The 26,421-nt window shown below is 36.4% G+C and carries 29 protein-coding genes and 6 tRNA genes; 9 read left to right on the top strand and 26 right to left on the bottom strand.

The annotated features are described in order from the left end of the window. Positions 1-286 precede the first annotated feature (286 nt). Positions 287-514, top strand: a complete 228-nt coding sequence (locus HMPREF9071_RS12420; protein ID WP_253908239.1) for a hypothetical protein — start codon at positions 287-289, stop codon at positions 512-514. A 391-nt stretch (positions 515-905) separates the two neighbouring features. Here the strand turns inward: HMPREF9071_RS12420 and HMPREF9071_RS00730 are convergent, their stop codons facing one another. The 4 genes from HMPREF9071_RS00730 to HMPREF9071_RS00745 form a co-directional block, all read right to left on the bottom strand. Next, the gene (locus tag HMPREF9071_RS00730) at positions 906-1,196 is read right to left on the bottom strand and encodes an ATP-dependent Clp protease adaptor ClpS (protein ID WP_009744612.1); all 291 of its coding nucleotides are present in this window, start codon (positions 1,194-1,196) and stop codon (positions 906-908) included. Positions 1,197-1,202: 6 nt separating this feature from the next. Next, entirely contained in the window at positions 1,203-1,970 is a 768-nt protein-coding gene (locus tag HMPREF9071_RS00735) for a ribonuclease III domain-containing protein (protein ID WP_009744613.1), read from the bottom strand. Beyond that, positions 1,971-3,221 carry a beta-ketoacyl-ACP synthase II gene (gene fabF / locus HMPREF9071_RS00740; protein ID WP_009744614.1) on the bottom strand — a complete coding sequence of 417 codons (1,251 nt, stop codon included), beginning with the start codon at positions 3,219-3,221 and terminating at the stop codon, positions 1,971-1,973. A 94-nt stretch (positions 3,222-3,315) separates the two neighbouring features. Further along, on the bottom strand, positions 3,316-3,552 hold the full coding sequence (locus HMPREF9071_RS00745) for an acyl carrier protein (RefSeq protein WP_040357877.1): 237 nt from the start codon (positions 3,550-3,552) through the stop codon (positions 3,316-3,318). A gap of 273 nt (positions 3,553-3,825) precedes the next feature. Between HMPREF9071_RS00745 and HMPREF9071_RS00750 the strand changes: the two genes are divergently transcribed. Both HMPREF9071_RS00750 and HMPREF9071_RS00755 read left to right on the top strand, forming a co-directional pair. Beyond that, a complete protein-coding gene (locus HMPREF9071_RS00750) occupies positions 3,826-4,926 on the top strand; it encodes a TlpA disulfide reductase family protein (protein ID WP_009744616.1) in 1,101 nt (366 codons plus the stop codon). Beyond that, a complete protein-coding gene (locus HMPREF9071_RS00755; RefSeq protein WP_009744617.1) occupies positions 4,926-5,150 on the top strand; it encodes a hypothetical protein in 225 nt (74 codons plus the stop codon). Before HMPREF9071_RS00750 ends, HMPREF9071_RS00755 begins: the two co-directional genes overlap by 1 nt. On the opposite strand, the gene HMPREF9071_RS00760 is transcribed toward HMPREF9071_RS00755, so the two are convergent. Beyond that, on the bottom strand, positions 5,147-6,058 hold the full coding sequence (locus tag HMPREF9071_RS00760) for a lipid A biosynthesis acyltransferase (RefSeq protein WP_009744618.1): 912 nt from the start codon (positions 6,056-6,058) through the stop codon (positions 5,147-5,149). The genes HMPREF9071_RS00755 and HMPREF9071_RS00760 overlap by 4 nt on opposite strands. Next, positions 6,036-6,296 carry a phosphopantetheine-binding protein gene (locus tag HMPREF9071_RS00765; protein WP_009744619.1) on the bottom strand — a complete coding sequence of 87 codons (261 nt, stop codon included), beginning with the start codon at positions 6,294-6,296 and terminating at the stop codon, positions 6,036-6,038. The genes HMPREF9071_RS00760 and HMPREF9071_RS00765 overlap by 23 nt, the downstream gene beginning before the upstream one ends. 260 nt (positions 6,297-6,556) lie before the next feature. Between HMPREF9071_RS00765 and HMPREF9071_RS00770 the strand changes: the two genes are divergently transcribed. The 3 genes from HMPREF9071_RS00770 to HMPREF9071_RS00780 all read left to right on the top strand — a co-directional run bounded on the left by HMPREF9071_RS00770 (position 6,557) and on the right by HMPREF9071_RS00780 (position 10,788). Continuing rightward, positions 6,557-6,630, top strand: a tRNA-Asp gene (locus HMPREF9071_RS00770). A 156-nt stretch (positions 6,631-6,786) separates the two neighbouring features. After that, the gene (locus HMPREF9071_RS00775; RefSeq protein WP_009744620.1) at positions 6,787-7,872 is read left to right on the top strand and encodes a bifunctional 3-deoxy-7-phosphoheptulonate synthase/chorismate mutase type II; all 1,086 of its coding nucleotides are present in this window, start codon (positions 6,787-6,789) and stop codon (positions 7,870-7,872) included. A 63-nt stretch (positions 7,873-7,935) separates the two neighbouring features. Further along, entirely contained in the window at positions 7,936-10,788 is a 2,853-nt protein-coding gene (locus HMPREF9071_RS00780; RefSeq protein ID WP_009744621.1) for a DEAD/DEAH box helicase, read from the top strand. A 20-nt stretch (positions 10,789-10,808) separates the two neighbouring features. Here HMPREF9071_RS00780 and HMPREF9071_RS00785 read toward each other — a convergent pair whose 3' ends face one another. Together HMPREF9071_RS00785 and panD are read right to left on the bottom strand one after the other, a co-directional pair. Beyond that, a complete protein-coding gene (locus HMPREF9071_RS00785) occupies positions 10,809-11,378 on the bottom strand; it encodes a hypothetical protein (protein WP_009744622.1) in 570 nt (189 codons plus the stop codon). Positions 11,379-11,391: 13 nt separating this feature from the next. Next, entirely contained in the window at positions 11,392-11,742 is a 351-nt protein-coding gene (gene panD, locus HMPREF9071_RS00790) for an aspartate 1-decarboxylase (RefSeq protein ID WP_009744623.1), read from the bottom strand. Positions 11,743-11,835: 93 nt separating this feature from the next. Between panD and HMPREF9071_RS00795 the strand changes: the two genes are divergently transcribed. Together HMPREF9071_RS00795 and HMPREF9071_RS00800 are read left to right on the top strand one after the other, a co-directional pair. Then, positions 11,836-12,264 carry a hypothetical protein gene (locus HMPREF9071_RS00795; protein ID WP_009744624.1) on the top strand — a complete coding sequence of 143 codons (429 nt, stop codon included), beginning with the start codon at positions 11,836-11,838 and terminating at the stop codon, positions 12,262-12,264. A 136-nt stretch (positions 12,265-12,400) separates the two neighbouring features. Next, on the top strand, positions 12,401-14,512 hold the full coding sequence (locus HMPREF9071_RS00800; RefSeq protein WP_009744625.1) for a heparinase II/III family protein: 2,112 nt from the start codon (positions 12,401-12,403) through the stop codon (positions 14,510-14,512). Between the two features lie 49 nt (positions 14,513-14,561). Here HMPREF9071_RS00800 and rplL read toward each other — a convergent pair whose 3' ends face one another. The 15 genes from rplL to HMPREF9071_RS00875 form a co-directional block, all read right to left on the bottom strand. Further along, a complete protein-coding gene (gene rplL, locus HMPREF9071_RS00805) occupies positions 14,562-14,939 on the bottom strand; it encodes a 50S ribosomal protein L7/L12 (protein ID WP_009744626.1) in 378 nt (125 codons plus the stop codon). A gap of 44 nt (positions 14,940-14,983) precedes the next feature. Then, on the bottom strand, positions 14,984-15,502 hold the full coding sequence (rplJ, locus tag HMPREF9071_RS00810; RefSeq protein WP_009744627.1) for a 50S ribosomal protein L10: 519 nt from the start codon (positions 15,500-15,502) through the stop codon (positions 14,984-14,986). A gap of 23 nt (positions 15,503-15,525) precedes the next feature. Continuing rightward, positions 15,526-16,215 carry a 50S ribosomal protein L1 gene (rplA, locus tag HMPREF9071_RS00815; RefSeq protein WP_009744628.1) on the bottom strand — a complete coding sequence of 230 codons (690 nt, stop codon included), beginning with the start codon at positions 16,213-16,215 and terminating at the stop codon, positions 15,526-15,528. A 10-nt stretch (positions 16,216-16,225) separates the two neighbouring features. After that, positions 16,226-16,663: a 50S ribosomal protein L11 gene (rplK, locus tag HMPREF9071_RS00820; protein WP_009744629.1), complete on the bottom strand. Its 438-nt coding sequence runs from the start codon at positions 16,661-16,663 to the stop codon at positions 16,226-16,228. 53 nt (positions 16,664-16,716) lie between these two features. Then, complete coding sequence (gene nusG, locus HMPREF9071_RS00825) at positions 16,717-17,265, bottom strand: transcription termination/antitermination protein NusG (RefSeq protein WP_009744630.1); 549 nt, start codon at positions 17,263-17,265, stop codon at positions 16,717-16,719. After that, positions 17,266-17,448 (bottom strand): preprotein translocase subunit SecE, encoded by a 183-nt coding sequence (gene secE / locus HMPREF9071_RS00830; protein ID WP_009744631.1) that lies wholly within the window; start codon positions 17,446-17,448, stop codon positions 17,266-17,268. Between the two features lie 38 nt (positions 17,449-17,486). Further along, positions 17,487-17,557 (bottom strand) — tRNA-Trp (locus HMPREF9071_RS00835). 71 nt (positions 17,558-17,628) lie between these two features. Then, positions 17,629-18,816 (bottom strand): elongation factor Tu, encoded by a 1,188-nt coding sequence (gene tuf, locus HMPREF9071_RS00840; protein ID WP_009744632.1) that lies wholly within the window; start codon positions 18,814-18,816, stop codon positions 17,629-17,631. A 75-nt stretch (positions 18,817-18,891) separates the two neighbouring features. Next, a tRNA-Thr gene (locus HMPREF9071_RS00845) sits at positions 18,892-18,963 on the bottom strand. 8 nt (positions 18,964-18,971) lie between these two features. Beyond that, positions 18,972-19,044: transfer RNA gene (locus HMPREF9071_RS00850), tRNA-Gly, on the bottom strand. Between the two features lie 11 nt (positions 19,045-19,055). Then, positions 19,056-19,137 (bottom strand) — tRNA-Tyr (locus HMPREF9071_RS00855). Positions 19,138-19,167: 30 nt separating this feature from the next. Next, a tRNA-Thr gene (locus HMPREF9071_RS00860) sits at positions 19,168-19,241 on the bottom strand. Between the two features lie 120 nt (positions 19,242-19,361). Then, positions 19,362-20,120, bottom strand: a complete 759-nt coding sequence (locus HMPREF9071_RS00865; protein WP_009744633.1) for a 1-acyl-sn-glycerol-3-phosphate acyltransferase — start codon at positions 20,118-20,120, stop codon at positions 19,362-19,364. Between the two features lie 10 nt (positions 20,121-20,130). After that, on the bottom strand, positions 20,131-21,375 hold the full coding sequence (locus HMPREF9071_RS00870; RefSeq protein WP_009744634.1) for a murein hydrolase activator EnvC: 1,245 nt from the start codon (positions 21,373-21,375) through the stop codon (positions 20,131-20,133). Further along, positions 21,375-22,130, bottom strand: a complete 756-nt coding sequence (locus HMPREF9071_RS00875; protein WP_009744635.1) for a DUF4292 domain-containing protein — start codon at positions 22,128-22,130, stop codon at positions 21,375-21,377. The genes HMPREF9071_RS00870 and HMPREF9071_RS00875 overlap by 1 nt, the downstream gene beginning before the upstream one ends. A 748-nt stretch (positions 22,131-22,878) precedes the next feature. On the opposite strand from HMPREF9071_RS00875, the gene HMPREF9071_RS00880 reads away from it, so the two are divergent. After that, entirely contained in the window at positions 22,879-23,697 is an 819-nt protein-coding gene (locus HMPREF9071_RS00880; protein ID WP_009744637.1) for an S-adenosyl-l-methionine hydroxide adenosyltransferase family protein, read from the top strand. A gap of 219 nt (positions 23,698-23,916) precedes the next feature. Here the strand turns inward: HMPREF9071_RS00880 and HMPREF9071_RS00885 are convergent, their stop codons facing one another. Genes HMPREF9071_RS00885 through HMPREF9071_RS00895 form a run of 3 tightly spaced genes read right to left on the bottom strand, consistent with a single transcriptional unit; the run spans position 23,917 to position 26,404 of the window. Beyond that, entirely contained in the window at positions 23,917-24,840 is a 924-nt protein-coding gene (locus tag HMPREF9071_RS00885; RefSeq protein ID WP_009744639.1) for a bifunctional riboflavin kinase/FAD synthetase, read from the bottom strand. A 9-nt stretch (positions 24,841-24,849) separates the two neighbouring features. Continuing rightward, a complete protein-coding gene (locus HMPREF9071_RS00890; RefSeq protein WP_009744640.1) occupies positions 24,850-25,683 on the bottom strand; it encodes a rhomboid family intramembrane serine protease in 834 nt (277 codons plus the stop codon). Further along, positions 25,664-26,404, bottom strand: coding sequence for a rhomboid family intramembrane serine protease (locus HMPREF9071_RS00895; protein ID WP_009744641.1), 741 nt, complete (start codon positions 26,402-26,404; stop codon positions 25,664-25,666). Before HMPREF9071_RS00895 ends, HMPREF9071_RS00890 begins: the two co-directional genes overlap by 20 nt. Between the last annotated feature and the right edge of the window lie 17 nt (positions 26,405-26,421).

Below are 26,421 nucleotides of genomic sequence, written 5' to 3' on the forward strand. Positions count from 1 at the left end.
ATAACAAGTTTTTGAATTGGCAAAATAATTATGGAGAAAATTTGAAATTATTTTTTAGGTAGTTGGTTATCAGTTTTTTTTGAAACCACTATCAAATAGGATTGATAAGAAGAAAAGAGAGTAATCAGCTCATTAGGTTTGTATAACTTGGAAAAATAATGTATATTTGCCACTTAAGAAAGAACTCATTTCTGAGCATTAGATGCTAAATAAGACAATAATTGTAATTAAAACAAAAGAGACTATACTTAAAAAATCGTTAATAAGAACAAAAAAATTAAAGAGTATGAGTAGACAGCTAAATTTTTATGCCACGAATACTGATAGAAAAATCATATCAGATATATTACGCCAGCATTTTGGAGAAATGATAGAGGTTCTTAGTTCGAAAGATAGCCTACAACTGTTTGAAAATACAGAAGATAAAAAATTTTACCTTCTAACTGATGTGGATGGTAAGGAACATATTACCTATAGGGAGCATACTTTAGAGGAAAGCCCTTATATTAGATGAATATAATAGTTGTATATTAGAATATTGTACAGCTTTCAAAAATCCCACGGGAGTCTATGTAAGTGGACGTTTTTATACTCGTACCAATAATAAAGATTTTTCGACAAAAGTAGCAAAATTCTTTACCAAACTTAAAAAGGCATTTATTTATCTAAAGCCCCAAAAACTTTATATTTCAAAAAACATAGACTTGGATAGTTCCTTATTCCTTTTGTCCAATAAAATTGTTAAGCTTAGCATAGATGGAACTGATGAGGTCATACAGGACATAAAAAGGACTTCTAAAAAAGCCCTCTCTGTAAAAGTCATTCCTGACAAAATAAATATCTTTAATAAGAAATAACCTTGGTCTCTACTAAATAGTAATAGCCTTTATCCTTGACACTCTCATTTATCTCGGCAGTATCTCAGCAGTGAGACCTGCGACGAGGAGTTTACTACAGCGAGGAAGCAAATCCTCATAAGTACCTTCTTTTACGGGACATTTTCCTGAATAATGGACAATCATAGCGCATTGTTCAGCTTGCTCGTACGTGTGTTCACATACCTCCATAAGCAAATCTATCACATAATCGAAGGTATTATAATCATCATTATAAAGAATTATCTGGTAGAGGTCAGCATATTGAGTAAGGAGTTCCTCTTGGGATTCTTGTTGGGGAGTAGGTTGTGTCTGTGGCATGTTAATTTATTCCTCTTTGTTCTTCTGCTTTTTCTTTTTACTATCTTTTCTTCGGTCAAGAGCCCTAAAATAGGCACGCTTGGCGGCACGCTCTTCTGCTTTTTTCTTAGAAGTATCATGGGCTTTGGTATATACCTTGTCATTGATCATCACTCGTGCTTGGAAATATTTTATTTTCCCTTTGTAAGTAGGGTCTTCTTCGGCTATGAAAGCAATGGTTTTATGATATTTCTGTGCCCATTCCACCATAAGTGATTTGTAACTAATTACTTTATTCTCCAAGTCTTTCATGCTTAAATTGGCATCAATCAGAATCCTATGAATAAATTCCGTTGCCTTCTGATATCCTCGGTCTAGGTAAATAGCTCCTACTAAGGCTTCCAGAAGATTACCACTGATATTCCCACTCAAAAGCAATGACTTTCTCTCTGTTTGCAGATATTCCCTTAGCTGTAATTCCTCACCTATTTGGTTAAGATTATCCCGGCGGACCATCCGAGTACGCATTTTAGTAAGGTCTCCCTCATCCTTATTAGGTGCTTGTAGGAAAACAAAATGAGCGATCACCGCTCCAAGAATGGCATCTCCCAAAAACTCTAAGCGCTCATAGCTAATAGGATGCCCTAAATCCTGTGATCTATTGGAACCAAGGGTAAAGGCTTCTTCATAATAACGAATCTCTTTAGGTGGAAACCCTAATAGTTTCTCCATCTCTATAAAAAAAATCCCGTCTCTTCTCTGAAAACGGGACATTATTTTATGGAAAAAATTCATTTAATCTATTTTTTTAAATAGTACACAAGCGTTATGTCCTCCAAAACCAAAAGTATTACTCATAGCAACCTTTATTGAGCGTTTTTGTGCCTTATTAAAGGTAAAGTTCAACTTTTGGTCAATATTCTCATCTGGATTTACAAAGTTGATAGTAGGAGGCACTATTTGGTGTTCAATGGACAAAACAGAGGCAATAGCTTCAATAGCACCTGCTGCTCCCAGCAAATGTCCTGTCATGGACTTAGTGGAATTAAGGTTAATTTGATAAGCATGGTCTCCAAATACTTCTTTTACAGCCTTTGTTTCTGCAATATCTCCCAGAGGAGTGGAGGTACCATGTAGGTTAATAGCATCCACTTGCTCAGGAGCGACTTTAGCATCTGCCAAACAATTCTTCATCACATCCTTAGCACCTATTCCCTCTGGATGGGGAGCTGTAAGGTGATAAGCATCCGCAGAGAGTCCTGCTCCTGCTAATTCACAATATATTTTTGCACCACGTGCTTTGGCATGTTCATATTCTTCCAAGACAAGAGCTCCAGCTCCTTCTCCAAGAACGAAACCATCCCGAGTTACATCAAATGGACGTGATGCAGTTTTATAATCATCATTACGTGTAGAAAGAGCGTGTAAGGCATTGAATCCTCCGATACCAGCTTCTATTACAGCCGCTTCCGAACCTCCTGAGACAATTACATCAGCATAACCCAAACGGATATAACTCAATGCATCTATCAGTGCATTAGCAGAAGAGGCACAGGCTGAAACGGTAGTAAAGTTAGGCCCCCGAAGTCCATGACGAATAGAAATTATCCCTGGAGCGATATCTGCAATCATTTTGGGAATAAAGAAGGGGTTGAAGCGAGGAGTACCATCACCCTTGCCAAAGGCAAGTACTTCCTCTTGGAAAGTAGTAAGTCCTCCTATTCCAGCACCCCAAATTACTCCTATACGACCTTTGTCTTCCTTTGTCAGGTCAAGTCCTGAATTTCTCAGCGCTTCATCAGAGGCTACGATGGCAAATTGGGCGAATCGATCCATTTTGCGAGCCTCCTTCTTATCAATAAATTGGGCAACATCAAAGCCCTTTACCTCACAAGCGAACTGTGTTTTGAACTTAGAAGCATCAAAGTGAGTAATAAGGTTTGCCCCACTAATCCCTTCAAGAAGTCCTTTCCAATATTCCTCTAAAGTATTTCCTATAGGAGTAATGGCTCCTAATCCTGTTATAACGACTCTTCTGGTTTGCATAATAATTTAGGTTTAAAATTAAAATGTATCGCCTACATATACCAAAACGGGGAGTTTTGCCTCCCCGTAGAGCATTTTTTCAAGTGAGTGAATGCTATTGTTTTGCTTCTTCAATATACTTAATAGCTTGTCCCACTGTTGAGATGTTTTCAGCTTGATCATCAGGAATTTGGATATCAAATTCTTTTTCGAATTCCATAATCAATTCTACAGTGTCCAAGGAATCAGCTCCTAAATCATTTGTGAAACTTGCTTCAGGTACCACTTCTGTTTCATCAACTCCGAGCTTATCCACGATAATAGCTTTTACTCTTGATGCGATGTCTGACATAATTTTAAATTTTAATTTAACTCGTTGCAAAAGTAATAAAGTTTTTTTGATTAACACTACTTTGTTGAAAAAAAAGCATTGTTTTTTATATAAAATGCTAAATATCATTGTTTTATAAAATATAAATTACTCTTTTTACCCTACAAAATCTTACGTTCAGTTACTAAAAAACCATTAAAAAATTCATCTTTTTCACCTAAAATATTCTTCTTTTGTTCTTTTTAATAGGTAAAATAAAAAATATTTTATATTTTTGCCCATTATTTATAACTCATGAGAAATTATTTTCTATATTTATTCCTATTCCTTACCTGGTGGGGAAGAAGCCAAAACTTCACCTTGGATGGTAATATAAGTACTCCTTATGAAGGAAAAATTTACCTATGGTATGGAGATAAGGTGGATAGCACTACTGTTAATAATAAGGAATTCCACTTTCAAGGGAATATTGCTTATCCTATGAAAGCCTCCCTATCAGTAAACAGAAAATTTAAGGAGACAGGCTTTTTCATCTTAGACAAAGGAGACCTTTCTTTGGATATTGCCATTGAGAACAAACGACAAGTATACATCAAAAGTCTCAATGGAAGCCAAACCCTTAATGAGGTAAAGAACTTTCTACTCTTTAGAACTAAGAGTGCCAAAGCCGCCAATCTGCCGGAGCTACTTACCGCACGCTTAGAGCAAATTATTCGTAAAGACCCTAAAAGTCAGTTTGCAGGAATGTTACTCTCAGAACTACTTACCAATAGGGATATTTCCTATAAACAAGCACAAAGACTATATAGCCTTCTGGACAAGAACACTCAGGATAAGGAAGATCTCCAAAGAATAGAAGTACTACTAAGTGCCATGAGTAAAACACAGGTTGGAAGTACTTTCCCCGATATTGAACTCTCTACAGAAAAGGGAACTGAAAAGCTCTCCGCTGTCAGAAAAAAACTTACCTTAGTGAATTTCACTGCCTCTGACTGTATCGCTTGTGTAGAGGCAGATCGCCAGTTTGGGAACTTATTCAAGGAATACCATCGTTCACATGGCTTTACAATCTATTCCATATATTTAGATAATGATAGGAATACATGGATTGACCATCTCCACCGAGAAGGTATTCGCTGGACAAGTACCATCGCTCCTAGAAAGTTCAAAGAAGAAACGATACAATCCTTAGGAATTATTGATATCCCTGCGAACTTTCTCTTGGACGAACAAGGAAAGATTATCGCCGTGAATATATCTCCTAAAGGGGTACATCGTATTCTTGACCCTAAGGCTGCCGCCCTTGTACCCGTACCTAAAAAAGAAAAGAAGGGAGTAAAGAAAACATCTCCAACAAAAACATCTATTAATAATAAAAACAGAAAGAAGAAATAATGATAAATCCTGAATACATCGGTTATCTTGCCTCCGTATGCCTTGTACTGAGTTTTATAATGAAAAAAATTACCCACATCAGAATGATTAACTTAGTGGGATGCCTTTGCTTTGTTATTTATGGCTTCATGTATGATCACAAATTATGGCCTGTGATTATCCCTAATGCCTTAATTTGCTTGGTACAAATATACTATTTATGGATAAGAAAAGAGGCTCATTAAGCCTCTTTTTCATCTTCCTCCCAGAAATCAAAATAGTTAAACCATTGTAGGGGATACTTACGAAGCATTTGCTCCATATTCTCTGTAAAAGCATTAAGGAGTCCTTGAGCATCACGGTGCTTAGCCTGAGCCATACGTGCATAAAGATGATAATGCAAGTTCTTCTCCTTCATCACATATACAAATATTACAGGCACTCCCAAGCGAGAAGCTATCATAAAAGGTCCCGCTGGGAAATGTGTCTCCTTCCCTAATAAAGTTGCTCTAAGATATTTTGTTCCTTCAAAATAGCGATCCCCTGTTAAGCAGATAATTCCATTATTCTGTAAGGCATCGCTGATTTCAAAAATGTGAGACATATCCTCCTTCACAAAAATAAACTTAGGGGTATACTTCCGTAAGGAAATTCCTTCCAGATACTCCTTAATCGCAGAGCGCTCCATATCCGTAGTAACTGTATGTATCTGGCAATCCACATCAAGCTCTCTGAAAAAAAGCTCTGCTACTTCAAAGTTACCTATATGAGCCGAAATAAGAATTCCTCCTTTGTGCCTTTGTAGAAGAGAACGGAGCAGCTCCACTCCATCAAATTCATAGGTGAACTGATGATGAAACTGAGCAAAAATAGCCACCTTATCTATAATCGTTTGTCCAAATACAAAATAATTCCGATATACCGATACAAAAGCCTTCAGAGGAGAATACCCCAATCGTCTATGGAAATACCTGTAAAGATATCCATTAGACTTCCATTGAGAGAGAAAATAATAAAAAGCTACAAAGATAAGTAATACATACGCTGAGCGAATCCCTAAGTACTTAATGAGGAATACAAAAATCCTATAACCCAATACATTTCCTTTTGACTTTCCTTGCCATTTTGTTCTAACAACTTTTTTCTTTTGCATTGATTTTTTGCTCTAAGATAGTATAGAAATCATCAAAAGTAACTATAGGTTTAAAATCAGACTCTACGAGTTTTACTCCAAATTTTTCCTCAATGACCACTACCAAGTCTACATAATCAAGACTGTCAAGTTCCAGGGATTCTCTAAAATTTGCTTTAGGATGGATGAGTGCTCCATCTACCTCAAACTCCTCTACCAATACTTCATTGATAGTTTCTATAATTTCGTCTCTTTTCATTGCATGTGAATTTAGGTGCAAAAGTAGAAAATTTTTTACAAGAATTAAAATAAAAGACCTCTATTTACCTTTCTCTTCTTCAAAGAAAATATTTTTTAAGGAAAAAGAAGCCTTTCTTTAAATATTTTTTCGGAGGATATCCAATAAATATATTTATAAATTATTGATTATAAGCAAAAAATAAAATAATTAATTATTTTTCAAAAAAATGTTGTTGATATAAAAAAATGTTGTATCTTTGCACCGCAAAACAAAACCGAGGTCTGGTAGTTCAGCTGGTTAGAATACATGCCTGTCACGCATGGGGTCGCGGGTTCGAGTCCCGTCCAGACCGCTAAATTTAGTTGTGTTGTTTTGTGTAATATTTGGTTTTACACAGGTTATTTTAACCAATGAAAGGCTTTCCTTTGGAAGGCTTTTTTTTATTTATACAGATATTCCTTAAGATACATTAACGATTAATTAGCCTACTCTATTTAAAAACTTACCCATGGAAATTAACAAAGAGAATCGAAAATGGTTAGAGGATTTACACCTTTCCCACCCTGTTGTGATTGCAGGTCCTTGCAGTGCTGAAACACAAGAGCAAGTACTTGAAATTGCCCATGCCCTTAAGGATACTGATGTATCTTACTTCCGTGCTGGTATCTGGAAACCGCGTACACGACCAGGTATGTTCGAAGGAGTAGGTGCTTTAGGACTCCGATGGCTTCAACAAGTAAAGGAAGAAACAGGGTTAAAAACAGCGACCGAAGTAGCCAATAGAGACCATGTGAAGCTCGCCTTAGAACATGATATTGATATGCTCTGGATAGGTGCCCGATCCACAGTAAGCCCTTTTATAGTACAAGAAATCGCTGACGCACTTAAAGGTACAGATAAGACTGTCTTAGTTAAAAATCCTGTTAATCCTGATTTGGCTCTATGGCTGGGAGCTATAGAACGACTCCTACGAGCAGACATTAAAAACCTAGGAGTTATTCATCGTGGATTCTCCACTTACGAGAAAACAAAATATAGAAATATTCCTGAATGGCAATTGGTCATTGAACTACAAAACAAGTTTCCTGACCTACCCCTGATTTGTGACCCTTCACATATTACAGGTAAGCGAGAATTAATCTTTGACGTCTCACAAACTGCCCTTGACTTGAACTTTAATGGACTCATGATAGAGACCCATTGCACTCCAGATAAGGCATGGAGTGATGCCTCTCAACAAATTACCCCTAAGAGATTAATACAGATAATGAATGATTTACGTGTTAGGAAAACTTCTTTTGCAGAGGAAAGTTTTTCTTATCAACTCAATACCCTACGTTCCCATATTGATCTCATTGATGACCAGCTCCTTGCCCTACTAAAAAAGCGTATGCTCCTCTCCGATGAGATAGGAAAGCTCAAGAAGACCCATAACGTGGCTATCCTACAGAGTCAACGATGGTATGAAATTCTCCAAAAGGCAACTTCCGAAGGAGATCGTGATGGACTCAGCGAAGAATTCGTTATCCAAATATTTAAAGCCATCCATCAGGAGTCCATTAACCGACAGGAGAAAATAGTAAAAGAGAAATAATATATAGAATTAAAAATATTCCCTTTTTCAATCTTATATTTCTAAGTTCCATAATACCTGAATATGTACCAACTTTTCTTTGATTTCTCCTTTGATCCTAATTTCCAACGATTATTACCCATTCCATACATTGCTCAGCAAAAGAATAACCATTGGTATTTCCTCAGAAAAGCTACAGACGAAGTCCTGAAAAGCACTCCTATTCCACTAAACCCTTATAAGGAAGAAGCGCTGCTCATAGCCAATAGCCTACAACTTCCTTCTTTGTTAGAGAAATTTACTAAAAGGGAGATTTCTATACAAAAATTATACAATGATAATGATAAAAAGAAATATATACAACAACAAATAGAGGAAAAAATTTCAAAACTATTAGAAATTATTGCAACAAACCAGCTACTCCTTACGGTATCTCTTAACAAAGAACAGCCTTTGGAGAATCAATATATAGAAAATACTACAAAAGTACTCATTCCTTCTTTGGAATTTGAGAAAGTACCTGATGGCATCATCTACCGATTATCCTTGTATGATAATCAAGACAAACTATCTCCCTCTGAACATAAGATAACACTCCTTAGTTATGAAAAATCATGGATAGTTATTGATAAAAAATTAGTCAGCATTAAAGATATCAAAGCTCTTAACCTAAAGCCTTTTTTAGAGAAAACAACAGTTACTATCCCTGAAAAAATAATCCCTGAATACTTCAATAAGTTTCTTAAAGAAATTATTAAAAAGGTAGAGATTAACACCATTGGATTTGATATTATCCAGAAGAACAGTATAAAATCAGTCACTATAAAGTTTGTCCATGACTTCCTTACCCAACATTACAAGTTTTTCCTTTCTTTTGACTACGATGGATATATTTTTGGTAGTAACCAAAATAAAGGATATCATTCTAACTTAAATATTGCTTCCAATGGCACTATAACAATTGATAATTATAAAAGGAATCTCTCTGAAGAAGCCCAAAAGCATCATATTCTGGAAGCAATAGGATTTATAAATGAAGGAGGGATTTTCTTTGTAGATGATAATGACCCTTTTGCTTCTTATTTTCATCTGCTCAAGCATAAAGAAGAATTAATAGCTGCAGATTTTTTCATTGAACCTATAGAAATTCATGGTAGGAGAGTTTCTTTACAACTTCCTAAGATCCACTCCAAAGAAGCCACTAATAAAAAAGATTGGTTTGATATAGAATTATGGATAGAACAAGGCAACGAGATATTCTCTTTTGCCAACCTTATTCAGAATATTCAGGAGAATAATCCTATATATACCCTCGCTAATGGAACACTTTTTATCATTCCTAAGGAATGGTTTGCCAAATATGAGAAACTTGCTAAATTCGGAAAAGTTAATAATGGGAAAATACAACTTCCCAAGAACAACTATGCTCTACTGAAAAATCTGCCTGAGATAAAACCCAAATATATTTCTCCTGATATTACATATTCCCCTTCTTCTAACCTGAAAGCAACCCTACGACCTTATCAAAAAGATGGTGTTAAGTGGCTTTTAGAACATTATTACAGTGGAATGGGTGCTTGTTTAGCTGATGATATGGGATTGGGGAAAACGCTCCAGATACTTGCTCTATTGGTAGCTATCCATGATACCTTTTCAGAAAAAGAAATAGAACAACCTTCTAACCTTTTTGAACTCGGGCAAAAACAAAAAGAACCTTTAAGAGCCCTTATTATTCTGCCATCAACTCTTCTTTTCAACTGGTATGAAGAGGTGAAACGATTCACACCACAATTCAAATGTACACAATATGTAGGAGAAGAAAGAAAAACAAAGATAAGACGACTCATAAACTATGATATTATTTTCACTACCTATCCTATCATTACCCGAGACGCCAAGTTATTAGAAGGGTGTCTTTTCCGAATTATTATATTAGATGAAAGCCAACGGATAAAAAACAAGAATTCCCAAATTTTCAAATCCATTAATCTCCTTAAGGCAGATCATCGCTTTTCCCTCAGTGGTACCCCCATTGAGAATACACTAACCGACTTATGGTCACAAATGCAGTTTATCAACCCTAATATATTGGGAAGTTTTACAAAATTCAATAACTACTTCAGAATTGGAATTGAAAAGAAACACGATCCCATTATAATGGAAGAACTCAAAACCATTATTAGCCCTTTTCTCCTTAGACGTACTAAGGCGCAAGTATTACAGGACTTGCCTGATATGGAGGAACAAATTGTTTATTGCCCTATGAGTGAAGAGCAAAAGAAATGGTATGAGCGTGAAAAATCAAAAGTTCGTAACAAACTCTTACATATTGACAATCATTCCCAAACCTTAAATATTCTAAATATGCTTACCCTATTGCGACAAATCAGCAACCATCCCAAGCTATTGGATAAGCAAAGCAGTATCCCCTCAGGAAAATATGAAGAGGTAATTAATCTCTTAGAGCAGCTATTGCTCTCACAACATAAAGCTCTTATTTTCAGTAGTTTTATCTCTCACTTAGAAATTTATGAAGATTGGTGTAAGACAAATAATATTAAGTTCACTACTCTGACGGGGGACACCCCTATACCAGAGCGAAAAATACAGGTAGAGTCCTTTCAGAAGGACAAGGATATTATGTTCTTCTTTATCTCTCTCAAGGCAGGTGAAGTGGGGCTGAACCTCACCACTGCCTCATATGTACTCCTGTTAGATCCTTGGTGGAATCCTTTTGCTGAACGACAAGCTATTGCCCGTGCTCATCGCTTAGGACAGCAGCATAAAGTAACTGTCATTCGTTTTGTTACCCAGGACACTTTAGAAGAGAAAATTATTCATCTGCAACAAAACAAAAAAGAACTTTCTGAAAATATTATAGAAGAGAATGTGCTCGTTAAAGAAGTTTTAGAGAATGTAACTACTCTATTGAAATAGGAATTGAATTTCACAAACTCCTATTTGTTGTACTTTTTCTGGATTTCCTCCCAAAGTTTAGCTCGTTCGGGGCTAATCTTGAAAGCATAACGGAGAATCTCTTCTCGTGAAGCATCACTCAGGTCATAGGCACCTCCATCTATTTTCCGGATTTTCTTTTTTAATTCTTTAAAAAAAACTTCTACTCTTTTGTCTTTGTTGTCCTCTGCAGCAAGAAAGGTATATAACTTATAAGGATGAGTAATATTCCATTGCCTAGCAAGTTGTTTTGCCTCTTCAACATTCTTAAGTAGCGTGTAATAAGGAATTCTATCCCAAGTATAGGTAATAGCAGCCATAGCTTCCCGCGTAGCTCTCCAATCATTAAGTTCATACATAAGTACTACAGCCAGAGAATCCGGATAGGCACGAACACGTTCCTTGAGAAATCGATGTTTCTGAATTGCTTTCTCAAAAGTTTTACTATCCATAGTTATTTGATAATTCTTGTTTAGATATTTGTATGGATAGTTTAAATAATCTGTCCTTTTCTCTTGTGCATTGCCAAAGAAAAAAAGAAAAATTGATAAGAAAAGTATTCCTATTTTCATTATCTAAAGCATTTTAAGGCAACAAATTCGTTTGTTCATCAGGAAAAATGACGGTGGGCTGGAAAGTCTTAGCTTCCTCAAAATCCAGCAATGCATACGAAATAATAATAACAATATCCCCCTTTTGTACCTTGCGTGCAGCAGGTCCATTAAGGGTAATCGTTCCTGAATTTCGCTCTCCACGAATAATGTAGGTGTCAAAGCGTTCTCCATTATTCACATTTACAATGGAGACCTTCTCTCCTACAATAAGGTTAGCCGCCTCCAAAAGAGCTTCATCAATAGTGATGCTCCCTATATAATCCAAGTCCGCACCAGTTACTTTTACGCGGTGAATTTTTGATTTTAATACTTCTATTTTCATAAGGGCAAAGGTAAAAAATATTTAGGGATTACAGATGGTTTCTTGCTTTAAAATTTGTATATTTGCCTCTGCATATCATTAAATCCTTATACTATGAGAAAATATCTACTCCTTTTACCTATATTTGCTATAGCTTGTAGGTCGTCTTATATTACTGAAATCCCCCAAGAGACAAAAATCTCCACCAGTCTTCATACAGGAGGTACTCATAAGATTGTTGCTTTCGTGGAGGATGATGCCTACTATAAGGTAGCCCAAAAGAACCCCTCTTATAAAGAAGCTAAGGAAGCTATCACTGCCCAGCTCCCCGCTGCATCCTCCGATTGCTTATGTGGAATAACAGTACATGGAGGTATTATCCGAATTGATGGTGAAAAAAAATCATGGATTATTGATATCAAAGAACTCCCTACCATTGCAGGTTTAGTTCTGTACGATGGCAAAAATAAACCTATCGTAGAACTTAATCCTAAAAAATATGAAATGCGCTTTAGAAAAATGTTTCGACAAAATTTAAAATAAAGAACACTATACAAATCATGTCCAACAATAAGCCATCGGAAAGAAGGACATGTTAAAATAAAAACTACAATCTAATTCCACAACCAAGGGAAAGTCATACCTTTGTACAAAGTAAAATAAAACATTCTATTTACTTATGAAAAATGCAGTATTCATCGTATGTGTTATCTTAATAATGGTATCATGCCGTAAAGATACTGATTCAGATACACAACATATCGTGGGGGTAGTACGCAATGAACATCCTCGCCTTTTTATTACCAAAGAAGATATTCCAAAAATCAAAAATGCAGTCCAAACTTCGTTGTCAGAGGTGTATACACACACTAAAAAAGAAATTGATAAATTCATAACAGAGCCTCTCTTTTTTGAAAATCCTACTATCATTACCCCTACTCAAAACAGCATAAAAGTAGGCAAAGTATCGCAAGTAGCTATGTTATATCTCATAACAGGAGAGATAAAATATCTGGATTATACCAAAAAGTCTTTGCAAAAAATCATCGAATATTACCATCTTCGGATACAACACAACTTAAATGCCGATTGGTATGTATTCTCTCAAATCAGTGTACTATGTGCTTATGATTGGATTTATAACAGCCTAACTCCTGCCGAACGTGAGCAAATAGGTCATCCTCTTTATGATATAATGATGGAAATTGCTTGGCACGGAAAGGGCATACGTCCAGAACGCATCCGTGAGAACACGGGTGGGTATGATACTGGTTTTTATGGTACTGAATCCCTACCGTGGTATATAGGTATCACTTTCCACAATGACGGTTTTGACAATGCTCGTTGTGAAGAGATGTTCCAGAAAGGGCTGGCTTTGAATCTGAAAATGACAGATTTTCGTCGTGAAATGAGTGGCAATAGTGGTGGAGGTATTACTGCCTGTATGGGCTATGCAGTAGGAGCTAATCCTATCGCTGACTTTAATTTTATCCGTTCTTACCAGGCAGCCACAGGGGTAGATATCTCTGGTCAACTGAAGTACGTATTTGGATATTTAAAATTCATTGATTGGAATCGTTTGCCAGGCAATCGCGAATTCGGATTAGCAGATAGCTATCATAACGATTGCTTGCTTCCTGAAAGAGATATCAATTACCATCTAAGGGAAATAGCTACTATTTATGGGAATTCTTCCAATTTACAACGACTTTTAGGTTCTTTCCATAAGAAACATGCTACCGAACGTCTTCCCTTTATGCCCTTTTTGCAACAAGTTCCTCAAGGCGTACAAGGCGTTAATTCTTCAGGTAAAGGAGCTATGTATTTTGAAGGGGTGGGTGAAGCTATTATGCGCTCAGGAACAGGTGATAACGATACTTACGCAGTCTTCGTAACTGGTGCTAAATCAGATTATCACAAGCATTTTGACAACAATCATTTTATTATATACAAACATGGTTACCGTGCCTTAGATACTGGTACTCGTCCTGAACCCAGCTGGCACCTGTCGCATTATTATGCACGTACTGTAGCTCATAACTGTGTAACCATCAAAATGCCTAATGAAAAATTCCCTTTATACTGGGGCATAGTGGCTGGTGCTGCTAACGAACCTAAGAACCTTCCCATTCCTAATGATGGCGGGCAATACAAGATGACCGAATCTGTAATGAAAGAGATGCGTACCACTAATGATTATGTGTATTTAGCTTCAGATGCTACCAAAAGCTATAACCCCAAAAAAGCATCGCTAGTAATGCGTGAATTTATATACTTCTACCCTGACCTTTTTGTAGTATTTGACAGAGTAACGGCTACTGACAAAAATTATCCTAAAACATGGCTACTACACACTATTAATGAGCCTATAATGAAAGGGAACAATGAATTTTCCGAAACTTCTGATGGAGGTAAGATGATTTGCCGTACCCTATTCCCTTCCGATGCTATACTTACCAAAATAGGAGGGAATGGAAAGGATTTCTGGTCTGACGGTCGCAACTGGCCTATACCCAAACTCACACCACAAGATTACGGGTATGCTATGAACCTCCCTCCTGCCAATCATCCACAGTTAGGACATTGGCGTATAGAAGTGAGCCCAAAAACATCTTCTAAGGAAGATCTGTTTATGCATATTATTCAAGTGGGCGATATAAGTCTTTCAGAGTTACCCCATACAGAAACTTTTGAAAACACCACACAAATAGGATTAAGATTCACCTATCAAGGGAAACAACACATTTTAACCTTCGATAAAACAAGGTCGTACGGATGCAAAATTCAATAAAAAAGCCCCTTTAATAGGGGCTTTCATATTGTCAAAACTAAGAAAAGAATTATTTTAATTCTACTTCTGCTCCGGCTTCTTCTAATGATTTCTTAAGATTTTCTGCATCCGCTTTAGAAACACCTTCTTTTACTTTAGAAGGAGCTCCATCTACCATTTCTTTAGCTTCTTTTAGTCCAAGCCCAGTAAGATCTTTTACTAATTTCACTACTGCCAATTTGTTAGCTCCTGCACTTTTGAGGATTACATCAAATTCTGTTTTTTCAGCAGCAGCTTCTCCACCGCCAGCAGCAGGACCTGCAGCTACAGCAACAGCAGCCGCTGCGGGTTCAATACCATACTCATCCTTAAGGATTTGAGCAAGTTCGTTTACTTCTTTAACAGTTAAGTTTACTAATTGTTCTGCAAAATTTTTTAAATCTGCCATTTCTATCGTTTTTTAATGGTTTATAAATAATTAATGTGTGTGTACTATTGACGTTCAGAGAGTGTTTTAACAATTCCTGCCAACTTTCCGCTACCTGACTTAAGAGCAGAAATAACATTTTTAGCAGGCGATTGCAAGAGGGTAATAACCTCTCCGATAAGTTCCTCTTTGGATTTGATAGAAGAGAGTGCTTCCAACTGGTTATCACCAATAAATATTGCCTCTTCTATATAAGCTCCTTTTAGGAGGGGCTTTTCTGATTTTTTTCTAAAGTTCTTAATCAACTTAGCAGGGGCATTTCCTACTTCAGCATACATTAGGGAAGTATTTCCTTTAAGAACAGATGGAAGTTCTCCAAAGTCCTTATCTGAGGCTTCCATAGCTTTTGCTAAGAAAGTATTCTTCACCACCGATAATTTAATATTTGCTTTGAAGCAAGCACGACGAAGGTCGGAGGTTGTCTTTGCATCAAGCCCTGTGAGGTCTGCCAGATAGATTACATGATTTGCTGCTAACTGTGCGGTTAAATCCTCTATTATTACTGATTTTTCTTCTTTTGTCATAATTTTCTCTTTTAACTACGTTGTTAGACTGCTTTTGTATCTATAGCTACACTTGGGCTCATAGTACTTGATAAGTAAATAGACTTGATATAAGTACCTTTAGCGGTAGTAGGTTTTAGCTTAATAAGGGTTTGGATTAGTTCATTGGCATTTTCCATTAGTTTCTCAGGGGAAAAGGAAACTTTCCCTATAGAAGCATGGACAATACCCGTTTTATCTACACGAAAATCAATTTTCCCTGCTTTTACTTCTTGTACAGCTTTACCGATTTCCATAGTTACAGTACCTGTCTTAGGGTTAGGCATAAGCCCACGAGGACCCAGTATACGTCCTAAAGGCCCTAACTTACCCATTACCGCTGGCATAGTTACAATCACATCTATATCTGTCCAGCCGTCCTTGATTTTTTGTAGGTACTCATCCAATCCTACATAGTCAGCACCAGCAGCTTGTGCTTCGGCTTCTTTATCAGGGGTTACTAAGGCAAGTACACGTATATCTTTCCCTGTTCCATGAGGAAGAGTAACTACCCCACGTACCATTTGGTTTGCCTTACGAGGATCTACTCCCAACCTTACTGCAATATCCACAGAAGCATCAAACTTAGTAAAAGAAATTTCTTTTATTTTCTTACTTGCTTCTGCAAGGCTATATAGTTTATCAGCTTCTATTTTAGATAAAGCCTCTTTGTATTTCTTTGTCAATTTTGCCATAATAAATCAATTAAAAAGGTTTATCTCCAGTGATTGCGATTCCCATGGAACGTGCTGTCCCAGCCACCATACTCATAGCAGATTCAATAGTAAATGCATTCAAATCCTGCATTTTATCCTCTGCTATAGCACGCACTTGATCCCAAGTGATATTAGCTACTTTCTTACGGTTAGGCTCTCCTGAACCTCCTTTGATTTTGGCTGCTTCCAAGAGTTGAACTGCCGCAGGTGGGGTCTTTACAATAAAATCAAAAGATTTATCTTTGTATACGGAGATAACAACTGGTAATATCTTACCTGGCTTGTCCTGAGTACGTGCATTGAATTGCTTACAGAACTCCATAATGTTAACTCCGGCAGCTCCCAAGGCAGGTCCAACCGGTGGCGAAGGATTCGCAGCACCTCCCTTAACTTGTAGTTTAACTACTTTGTGTAATTCTTTTGCCATTGTTCAACTTTAATTTATTAAATTATTTTTTAATCTTTGACCAAACAAAGATACTATATTTTTTCTACTTGTGTATAACTAAGTTCCAAAGGTGTTTTCCTTCCAAAGATTTTCACAATTACCTCTAACTTCCTTTTCTCTTCGTTTACTTTCTCTACATTTCCTGTAAATCCATTGAAAGGACCATCAATCACCTTAACTGATTCGCCTATTTCATAAGGAATAAGTACTGTCTCCACCTTTTCTTGGAGTTCATCCACTATTCCGAGCATTCTATTCACTTCGGATTTACGAATAGGCGTAGGAGTACCTCCCTTTGTTTCTCCCAAAAATCCTATAACTCCTGAAATATTCTTAATAATATGGGAAACTTCTCCAGAAAGATCAGCCTTTACCATTACATATCCAGGAAAGAACACCTTTTCTACATTAATCTTCTTTCCATTACGTAACTGAGGCACCTTTTCAGTAGGAACAAGTACCTGTTCCACATAATCAGCATACCCTAAGCGACTTATCTCGGACTCAATATAACTCTTTACTTTATTCTCCTGTCCGCTTACAGCACGTACTACATACCATTTTTTTTCAAGGACTGTCATTTAGAAAATTTTAAATATCTGTGCAATAAAGCTTTCAAAAATGAAATCTACACCTGCAATAAACAAGGAAAATATAACAGAGAAAATAGTTACCACCCATAATAGCCGTTGTGCTTCCCCAAAAGGTGTCCACGTAACATTCTGTGTTAATTCTGTATAAGATTCTTTGATATAATTTATCATTACTCTTTGGTTTTTATAAAGTTCCTTAAAACTATCTGCACGGGTGGAGGGATTCGAACCCCCATCAACGGTTTTGGAGACCGCTATTCTACCCTTGAACTACACCCGTATAAAAAGAGTTTTGTTACCAAAACCCTTTCTAAAATCAATTTATCTTATGAAAATTCAATAACCTCTTGATTAATCTAAGATTTCAGTTACCTGACCAGCTCCTACAGTACGACCTCCTTCACGGATTGCAAAACGAAGACCTACATTAAGAGCAATTGGTTGAAGAAGCTCTACAGTAATAGTAAGGTTATCACCAGGCATTACCATATCTACTCCTTCAGGAAGATGGATAGTTCCTGTAACGTCGGTTGTACGTACATAGAACTGAGGACGATAATTTTCATGGAATGGAGTGTGACGTCCACCTTCTTCTTTTTTCAAGATATACACCTCTGCTTTAAATTTAGCATGTGGTTTTACAGAACCTGGCTTGCAAATTACCATACCACGACGGATATCTTTCTTATCAATACCACGAAGTAACAAACCTACATTATCTCCAGCTTCTCCACGATCAAGGATTTTCTTGAACATTTCAACTCCTGTAATAGTAGAAGTAAGTTTATCAGCTCCCATACCGATAATTTCCACAGCATCACCAGTATTAGCAATACCTGTTTCAATACGTCCTGTAGCTACAGTACCACGACCTGTGATAGTGAACACATCCTCAATAGGCATCAAGAAAGGTTTATCAATATCACGTTGAGGAAGTTCAATCCAAGTATCTACTGCATCCATCAATTTAAGTACACTATCTACCCATTTCTTTTCTCCGTTCAATGCTCCAAGAGCAGAACCTTGAATTACAGGACCATTATCTCCGTCGTATTCATAGAAGTTAAGTAACTCACGCACTTCCATTTCCACAAGTTCTAATAATTCTGGGTCATCCACCATATCTACTTTGTTTAAGAAAACAACGATACGAGGAATACCTACTTGACGACCTAGAAGGATATGCTCACGTGTTTGTGGCATAGGTCCATCGGTAGCAGCTACTACAAGGATCGCACCATCCATTTGTGCAGCACCAGTAACCATGTTCTTTACATAGTCGGCGTGTCCTGGACAGTCAACGTGTGCATAGTGACGTTTAGCTGTTTGATATTCAACATGTGAGGTGTTAATAGTAATACCACGCTCTTTTTCTTCAGGCGCGTTATCAATAGAGTCAAAACTTCTCGCTTCGGAGAGACCTTCATCGGCTAATACTTTTGTAATAGCCGCAGTTAATGTTGTTTTACCGTGGTCAACGTGTCCAATAGTACCAATATTAAGGTGCGGTTTGGAACGATCAAAATTCTCTTTTGCCATGTTTAAATAATTTTAATCTTAGTTATAATAGAAAACAATATATATAAAGTAATTATATACTATATACTGCGAAAGAGCCAATGACGAGATTTGAACTCGTGACCTCTTCCTTACCAAGGAAGCGCTCTACCCCTGAGCTACATCGGCTTTTAAAGAGCGGGAGACGAGGTTCGAACTCGCGACATTCAGCTTGGAAGGCTGACGCTCTACCAACTGAGCTACTCCCGCAGACATAATAGTGGGGAGAACAGGATTCGAACCTGTGAAGGTAAAACCAGCAGATTTACAGTCTGCCCTCGTTGGCCGCTTGAGTATCTCCCCTATTGATAATAGTAAAATGATGAGTATGTGAGCCGGTAGAGGGATTCGAACCCACGACCCCGAGATTACAAATCACGTGCTCTGGCCAACTGAGCTATACCGGCATCTGACCCTGTTAAACAAAAATTCGCTCCTTGTTTAGCGAGGTGCAAATATACGACAAATTTTTATTCTACAAATAAAAAAAGGCTTTTTTTTAAAATAATTTATTAACAACCTTATTTTTACTCTTTATTTACAAGAAATGTAGGGTGCTGTTCTATAGAAAGAGCAACTTTTTCAACAATTTCTTCTATACTTTCTCTTTCGTAATCAATCTTCAAAGGGGGTTTTATACGCATGGTCTGTTGAATGCCCTTTTTTTTAACTACAACTCCTTTCCTATCAAAAGAACGTCGGAATCCATCTATTACAATAGGTACCACTATAGGCTTATAGGTCTTTATCAAATGTGCTGTTCCCTTACGAATAGGTTTCCAAGGAGAAGTAGTTCCTTGAGGGAAAGTAATGAGCCATCCGTCATTAAGAGCTATTCCTATATTCTTTATATCATCCGGTCTCACTTCCCGATGTATTTCTTTACCTTTCTCCCTCCATGTACGGTTCACTTGTACGGCTCCTACATAGGAAAGGATTCTAGGAAGTAATCCTGCATGCATAGTCTCCGAAGCGGCCACATAATAAAGGTTTAACTTAGGGCGCCATACATATCCTATATTCTTCAGAGAATTCTCTCTCCCTTTTAAGCTTGCATTAAATACATGATACATTGCTATCACATCAGCAAAATAGGTTTGATGATTGGAAATAAATAGTACTCCTTTCTCTGGCAGAGAACGAATAATCTCAGAGCCTTCTATCTGTAAATGATTGAACCCTCTGTAGCGCCTATGTGTAAGAGATCCTAATACCCGTATGATAAACTTTTTTATCCACAAGGCATGCCCAAAAGGATCCTGTTTCCAAAGTTTTATTTTCGCCATTTTCTTTTCTTTATTCTCGTATCCAATGTTCCGGATTGAGCTTATTAGTATTCTTATATACAAAAAACTTCATTTCTGTTTTTCCTTCACTATCAGTAAAAATCTTTCCTAAGGGTGTTTTGGTAAATACCTTTTGTCCTTTAGTTACAAATACCTCTATAAGATTATAATAAATAGTGATAAAATTTCCATGCCTTACTTGTACGGCTTTATTTCCTCCAGGAACAGAGATAATGGCAGAGACTTCTCCATTAAACACACATCGTGCATCTGCTCCCTTAGGTGCCACTAAAGATATTCCATTATTATAATGTTTTAAGTCAGGATACACAGGGTCGTCATAAGTACCAAAACCTTGTGACTTATAACCTCGTTCAATAGGCCAGATAAGTTTCCCTTTGTTAGCTTCAAAGTCTGAAGAAAGAGCTTGCCCCTCTGGTGTTAAGTCAAAGGTCCTATCGGAGACCTTACCTGTAGTAGAGGATACATTCTTCCCTTTAGCCGATTTGGCTTTTTTGGCATTTGCCTCTGCAATTGCAAGGCGAATAAGGCGATCTATTTCCCTATCTATCTTATTAGCCTGTGCTTGCTTTTTCCTTATTTCAGTAGCATATTCTCCTTCTTTTTTCTTAATAGAAGCCACCAATGTTTCTTGTTGTTTTTTCTCCTGAGAAAGACGATTCTGTTCCCTTTGATTTTCCTCTAAAATATTCTGTTGATATTGGTATTGTAAGGAAAGAGAATCCGTCAATTGCTGCAAAAGTGTGCTCTTCTGTTGGATTTCCACCGCTTGTTTCTTACGATACTGGGCATACTGTTGGATATACCTCAAGCGTTTATAGCCTTGAGCAAAATTATCTGAGGATAACAAAAATAACCATCTACTCCGTGGGGAATGTGTTTTGTAAGACTGGGCAATGACAGCTGCATAACTTTTTTTTAAAGAAGCCAATTCATCTTTTAAGGTAGTAATTTGGGATTGATTTTCTTTTATTTGCTGATTTAACAGATTTGCTTGATGATTCGTTAAGCGAATTAGTTGCGTACGAGCATTGATCTTTTCACTAATTTCTTCTATCTGTGAGGACAGAGATTTCCTTTCCTGTGCTTGCTGAGAACGCAGGGCGGACATCTCTCGGATTTGTTCCATGAGAGCTTTCTTTTGTCGCTCCAACTGTCTCTGTTTATGAGATGATTGCGCAAAAGCATCTGAGAGAGAACCTATAAGAAAAAGAAATAATATAATACGGTACATTATAGATTAAGGGTTAAAGGTTGGTATCCTGTAGGAACATTATATGGGAACCTAACAGGAGTGTTTTTCTGTAGATTGTTAAATTGCAATGTAAGTTTTGTTACCTTTTCCTCTTGCCTGGCAAGCAGAGAGATTATCAAAGGGAAAAGTTGATCATCTAAGCTTTGGTATGTATAGGAAGCCTGTAGAGAACGATTTTCACTCTCCTGCAGAAGTTCGGTCGTCTCCATACGAAATTTAGAATTTAACTCAAAGGCAACCTCGAAATGCTCCGCTGAGAGCTTTCCCTTATATTTTTCATGATCTGGTTCTATTTCTGTATGCCTACTCTTAAGGATAAGCTGTCCCATAAGTAAGTTTTGAAGCATCTCAAAGGTAAAGCTTACCCCTAAGTATTGCTGAGAGATACTATAGTCTCCTTCAAAATAGGTTGCATCTAACTTATTATAGAACCGTACTTTATCTTTAGTAATTAATGCTTTGGCTATTCCCAAGGGTGCACTAAGCCAAATAGTTTCATTTTTCTTCATACGAAATGAAAGAGGAAGGTTCTGCTGTTTCCTTCCATTATCAAATGATACATCAAGTGTGCCTACTAAAGTCTCAAAGGTAGGAAAAGAATGGACATGATTGGAGAGTATTTCTTTAGTTCCTAAAGAACTATCTGCTGTTCCCTGTGTATTAGTTACCTTCGTGGAGCGACAACCTACTAAAAATAATGAAAAAAGAAAAAAACCACCTATAAATGATTTCATTACACTTTCTGTTTTAAGAGGGTAAAGGTACAATATTTTTCAGAATGAATAAAAAAGCAGCTCACACTTTATTATATTTTCACATTTTATTCCGAATTATTAGCAATCTGATTTTCAAAATAAGAGGATATCTTTCTTTATTCTCTCTATTGTGTTATCTTGCCTCTTAAAAGGACTCTAAACAGGCATCTATAAAATTATTAGGTGATTCAAAAAATATGAAAAAAAATAGACCTACAGAACAAAATTTATATTTTTGTTGAACAAATAACAATAGAATTATATTGTCCTAAAGAGTGTTAGTAATAGTCTTTTTAGTTAAATCTCACTATGCTACATCACATATTAAGATTGATGAACTTTGAACAATATAATCAAAGGGAAAAGAATAAATAATAGCTCATTTACTCCTATAAATTAGAAGTGTTTCAAAACTTTCTTTGTCATTTGTCTATGATTCTACAGCACTTAAAGTGGAAAAATAAAAGAAAATAGAAATAAATGAATTTATCTCCGCTTTTTTCCTTACATTTGCGCTCAAATTAAAGTTTTCTAATTGTACCCCTACTCATATTCTTAAGTAAGTAGGTTTTAAAGTTGTACAGAAGCTACTTTTAATAGCTATTAGGAACGAGATGTTGCAGAGGTTACTTCCTGAATAGGCTTAAAGGAAATCCTTAATTATAAAAAGTTTGAAAAAGAATAATTCTCCCCAGGAATTTTATACTAAATTCATTTTTGATTGTTGATGAATATCATTACCCTTACTACAGACTTCGGAGAACAGGACTATAGTGTAGGTGCTCTGAAAGGACACTTATATCACTTACTCCCAGAGGCTAGAATTGTAGATATCTCCCACCAAGTAGAACGTTATAGTATCTCAGAGGCTGCCTACTTATTACAGGGAGCCTATAGCTACTTCCCACAAGGGACGATACACATTATAGGGGTAAATAATGAACTTCACTTTAAAAAACCCCTGTTGGTACTTAAATATAATGAGCAATACTTTATTGTCGCTGATAATGGTTTTATTTCCCTATTTACCAGAAATGAAAGTAATTTAGAGATTTATTGTATCCCTCTTGAAAGTGAATATTCTATATTTCCTACTCTTGATTTTTCAGCAAAGATAGCTCAACTTCTTTGCCAAAAAACACCTCTATCACAAATAGGAATCCCTTATAAAGAACACTTATATGTTTCTGACTTTATGCCAAAGATACATCCTAACCGTATAGAAGGAAGTATTATTTACATAGACTATTTTGGGAACCTTATTTCCAATATTACAAAAGAACTTCTGGAAAGAGAATCACAAGGAAGGCGGTTTAACGTTTATTTTCGTTATCAGGTAGTCAAAAATATTAGTGTGGAAGAAATCTATACCCAATATAACCAAGCAGAAAAACAACAATATTCAGAAGGAAATCCTTTCTTAGTCTTCAATAAGTTAGGATATCTGGAGATGGCTATCTATAAAGGAGACCCTACCTCTTCAGGGAGTAGCTCTACTCTTATAGGGATGAAAAGAGGGAATCCTATGAGTGTTGACTTCATATAAAAATAAAAGAGAGCCTGCGCTCTCTTTTACCAATTCTAACCACAAAATCTAATATATGAAAAACAATTTATCTTTTCAACTTTTACAGTGCAAAGATATAACAGTTTTCTCTTTCCTCCACAAGTTTCTCATTATTTTTTTCTATATTTGTATAGATTTCTTCTATTTTTATAAAATAATGATAACCAGCTTCTTATAACAGTTAGTCCTAAATAATCTCTATACAAAGTATTGTCTGGCAATATTTTCATCCATTTTCAACTGTGTTTTCAGGGCTTCTAATGAATGAAACTTGACTTCTTCACGTAAAAAAGCTACAAAATAAACCCTAATCTCCTTTCCATACAAATCCTTATCAAAGTCAAAGAAATAGACTTCTATGCTTTCTCCTTTCCCTTCAATAGTAGGATTCTTCCCTATAGAAAGCATCCCATATATTTTTTTCCCTTCTATAATACTATACACAGCATACACTCCAATCTTTGGAATGAGTTTATGAGTATTTGCCACTTGTATATTAGCCGTCGGATATCCTAAAGTACGTCCTATCTTTTGTCCATGAACTACCTTGCCTGAAAGAGAAAAAGGATATCCTAAGTAATGGGTAGCCTGTTTTATATTTCCTTGATTAAGGGCACTGCGTATTTTAGTAGAACTTACTGAAAGAGAATCCACTTCCTGTACAGGAATTTCAATTACTTCAAAATGATACTGCTCTCCAAATGCTTTAAGCTCTTCTATTCCTGCTGAACGATTCTTGCCAAAACGATGATCATAGCCTATAATAATTACCTTTGCTTTAAGTTTCTTTACCAAAACTTCTTTTACATAATCTTCCGCTGTAAGAGAAGCAAATTCTTTATCAAAAGGTTGTATCACTAACTGTTCTATTCCATATTTCTCCAGTAAGTTAGCCCGTTCCTCTATGGTCTGTATAAGAGCGATGGGAGCGGACGGATTCAGAACCATACGCGGATGAGGAAAGAATGTAAGCACTGTAGGAATAAGATGCCTCTGCCTTGCAGTATCTACCACTTGGGCAATAATTCTCTGATGCCCTATATGTATACCATCAAATGTCCCAATGGTAAGGGCACTCTCCTTAGGGGATTGAAAGTGTGTTGTATCTGTTACAAGTTGCATTCAAAAAAGTTATTGATCAGCATTCTCTTTGCTTGCCAAAAATAGATATTTTTTTTCTTCTCTCGTAAGACTATCATAGCCGCTCCTGGTAATCTTATCCAAAATAACATTTATACGTTCTTCTGTTGCCTTATTAGGATATCTCCCTTGAGAAGACTGTCTTTTCTTTCTCTTAAGCGAAAGGAAGGAAATATTCCTCTTAAGATATAAAGCATACAAACATCCCGCAAGGGCTCCTCCCAAATGGGCAATATGCCCTCCTGCATTACTAATAGGAATACTTGCCAAATCAATAATTATCAATAAAGCACCTAAAATCCATAAGGGTAATGAGAATATCCTAAACAAGTAAATCCTATAGAATGGTGTATAAGTGGATAAAAATATTAAAACTGCCATAATCCCTGCTGAAGCACCTAAAAGAAAATCCTCTCTTTGTGAAAAAACAGGGAATAGTTGATAAGTAAGTATAAAAAATAGACCTCCCATAATAATTCCCATAGCATAGATTCCTAAAAATCGCTTAGGAGGAAAGAGATTCATAAATAATATTCCCACAAAATAAAGCATAACCATGTTAAAGAACCAATGTCCAAAACTTGTATGAAAAAAACTATAAGTAAGTAATGTCCACGGTTTTCCCATCAAAGCGGAGAAACTCTGTGAGAGAGCAAACATATCTCTGATAAAGGGAACTGTTGTTTGCCACAGGAATGCTATGATAGAAGGAAATAAATATCCACACAAATACCCAACAAGTAATATATAGACCACTCCAAGAGAATGTTTGGCAAATATTTTAGTAATTACCGAGTTCATTTTACTAATACAATCGCTTGCCATTAAAAGAGTTTTTCTGCCATATTTTCATCAGGATAAAACCTATCAGAGCTCCCCCTACATGGGCAAAATGAGCAATATTTCCTCCAAAGATAGGAAATTTGGTAACTCCAGAGAATAAATCTAAGGCTATTAGGATAGGAATAAAATACTTTGCCTTAATAGGAATAGGTAAGAAGATCATTATCAACTTGGCATCTGGGAAAAGCATTCCAAAGGCTACTAATATCCCATAAATAGCTCCAGAGGCTCCTACCGCTGGAGAAATATAGGCACTACACATACTATCAAGCGTTTTCTCTGGGAGTAAGTCTTTCCAATGAGTATATACTTTCTCCTGGTCAAGCATACTGGTTATCTGGTCGTATGTATATCCATCCTTAAGTAACAGTTCTATTCCTGAATGAAATTCATAGTAATTCACTGCGGTATGTAACAGGGCGGCTCCAATCCCACAAGCAAAATAAAACACAATAAAACGATTACTTCCAAAGTAGCTTTCCAAAGGGGCTCCAAAAGAATATAGGGCAAACATATTAAAGAAAATATGTGCCAGAGAACCATGCATAAACAAATGAGAAAATATCTGCCACCAATGGAAGTTCGGATTCTCAAAGTAATAGAGAGCTGCATTCATCTGTAATCCAGGCAGGAACTGTGCCAATAAAAAGAATAATATATTGGCAATTATCAAATGTTTTACAGCCTTGGTGATATTCATCATAGAATTAAAAGTAAAGA

The organism is Capnocytophaga sp. oral taxon 338 str. F0234 (assembly GCF_000192225.1).
Taxonomy (GTDB): domain Bacteria; phylum Bacteroidota; class Bacteroidia; order Flavobacteriales; family Flavobacteriaceae; genus Capnocytophaga.

Bases quoted from the DNA above. Each gene is read 5' to 3' on its own strand.
- HMPREF9071_RS00890 (WP_009744640.1), bottom strand. From the start codon at position 25,683: ATGGCAAGCGATTGTATTAGTAAAATGAACTCGGTAATTACTAAAATA.
- HMPREF9071_RS00800 (WP_009744625.1), top strand. From the start codon at position 12,401: ATGAAAAATGCAGTATTCATCGTATGTGTTATCTTAATAATGGTATCA.
- rplL (WP_009744626.1), bottom strand. From the start codon at position 14,939: ATGGCAGATTTAAAAAATTTTGCAGAACAATTAGTAAACTTAACTGTT.
- HMPREF9071_RS00765 (WP_009744619.1), bottom strand. From the start codon at position 6,296: ATGAAAAGAGACGAAATTATAGAAACTATCAATGAAGTATTGGTAGAG.
- HMPREF9071_RS00885 (WP_009744639.1), bottom strand. From the start codon at position 24,840: ATGCAACTTGTAACAGATACAACACACTTTCAATCCCCTAAGGAGAGT.
- HMPREF9071_RS00745 (WP_040357877.1), bottom strand. From the start codon at position 3,552: ATGTCAGACATCGCATCAAGAGTAAAAGCTATTATCGTGGATAAGCTC.
- HMPREF9071_RS00730 (WP_009744612.1), bottom strand. From the start codon at position 1,196: ATGCCACAGACACAACCTACTCCCCAACAAGAATCCCAAGAGGAACTC.
- HMPREF9071_RS00870 (WP_009744634.1), bottom strand. From the start codon at position 21,375: ATGTACCGTATTATATTATTTCTTTTTCTTATAGGTTCTCTCTCAGAT.
- HMPREF9071_RS00775 (WP_009744620.1), top strand. From the start codon at position 6,787: ATGGAAATTAACAAAGAGAATCGAAAATGGTTAGAGGATTTACACCTT.
- HMPREF9071_RS00880 (WP_009744637.1), top strand. From the start codon at position 22,879: ATGAATATCATTACCCTTACTACAGACTTCGGAGAACAGGACTATAGT.
- panD (WP_009744623.1), bottom strand. From the start codon at position 11,742: ATGAAAATAGAAGTATTAAAATCAAAAATTCACCGCGTAAAAGTAACT.
- HMPREF9071_RS00780 (WP_009744621.1), top strand. From the start codon at position 7,936: ATGTACCAACTTTTCTTTGATTTCTCCTTTGATCCTAATTTCCAACGA.
- fabF (WP_009744614.1), bottom strand. From the start codon at position 3,221: ATGCAAACCAGAAGAGTCGTTATAACAGGATTAGGAGCCATTACTCCT.
- HMPREF9071_RS00755 (WP_009744617.1), top strand. From the start codon at position 4,926: ATGATAAATCCTGAATACATCGGTTATCTTGCCTCCGTATGCCTTGTA.
- HMPREF9071_RS00875 (WP_009744635.1), bottom strand. From the start codon at position 22,130: ATGAAATCATTTATAGGTGGTTTTTTTCTTTTTTCATTATTTTTAGTA.
- tuf (WP_009744632.1), bottom strand. From the start codon at position 18,816: ATGGCAAAAGAGAATTTTGATCGTTCCAAACCGCACCTTAATATTGGT.
- HMPREF9071_RS00795 (WP_009744624.1), top strand. From the start codon at position 11,836: ATGAGAAAATATCTACTCCTTTTACCTATATTTGCTATAGCTTGTAGG.
- rplA (WP_009744628.1), bottom strand. From the start codon at position 16,215: ATGGCAAAATTGACAAAGAAATACAAAGAGGCTTTATCTAAAATAGAA.
- nusG (WP_009744630.1), bottom strand. From the start codon at position 17,265: ATGACAGTCCTTGAAAAAAAATGGTATGTAGTACGTGCTGTAAGCGGA.
- HMPREF9071_RS00865 (WP_009744633.1), bottom strand. From the start codon at position 20,120: ATGGCGAAAATAAAACTTTGGAAACAGGATCCTTTTGGGCATGCCTTG.
- secE (WP_009744631.1), bottom strand. From the start codon at position 17,448: ATGATAAATTATATCAAAGAATCTTATACAGAATTAACACAGAATGTT.
- HMPREF9071_RS12420 (WP_253908239.1), top strand. From the start codon at position 287: ATGAGTAGACAGCTAAATTTTTATGCCACGAATACTGATAGAAAAATC.
- rplJ (WP_009744627.1), bottom strand. From the start codon at position 15,502: ATGACAAAAGAAGAAAAATCAGTAATAATAGAGGATTTAACCGCACAG.
- HMPREF9071_RS00785 (WP_009744622.1), bottom strand. From the start codon at position 11,378: ATGAAAATAGGAATACTTTTCTTATCAATTTTTCTTTTTTTCTTTGGC.
- rplK (WP_009744629.1), bottom strand. From the start codon at position 16,663: ATGGCAAAAGAATTACACAAAGTAGTTAAACTACAAGTTAAGGGAGGT.
- HMPREF9071_RS00750 (WP_009744616.1), top strand. From the start codon at position 3,826: ATGAGAAATTATTTTCTATATTTATTCCTATTCCTTACCTGGTGGGGA.
- HMPREF9071_RS00760 (WP_009744618.1), bottom strand. From the start codon at position 6,058: ATGCAAAAGAAAAAAGTTGTTAGAACAAAATGGCAAGGAAAGTCAAAA.
- HMPREF9071_RS00895 (WP_009744641.1), bottom strand. From the start codon at position 26,404: ATGATGAATATCACCAAGGCTGTAAAACATTTGATAATTGCCAATATA.
- HMPREF9071_RS00735 (WP_009744613.1), bottom strand. From the start codon at position 1,970: ATGAATTTTTTCCATAAAATAATGTCCCGTTTTCAGAGAAGAGACGGG.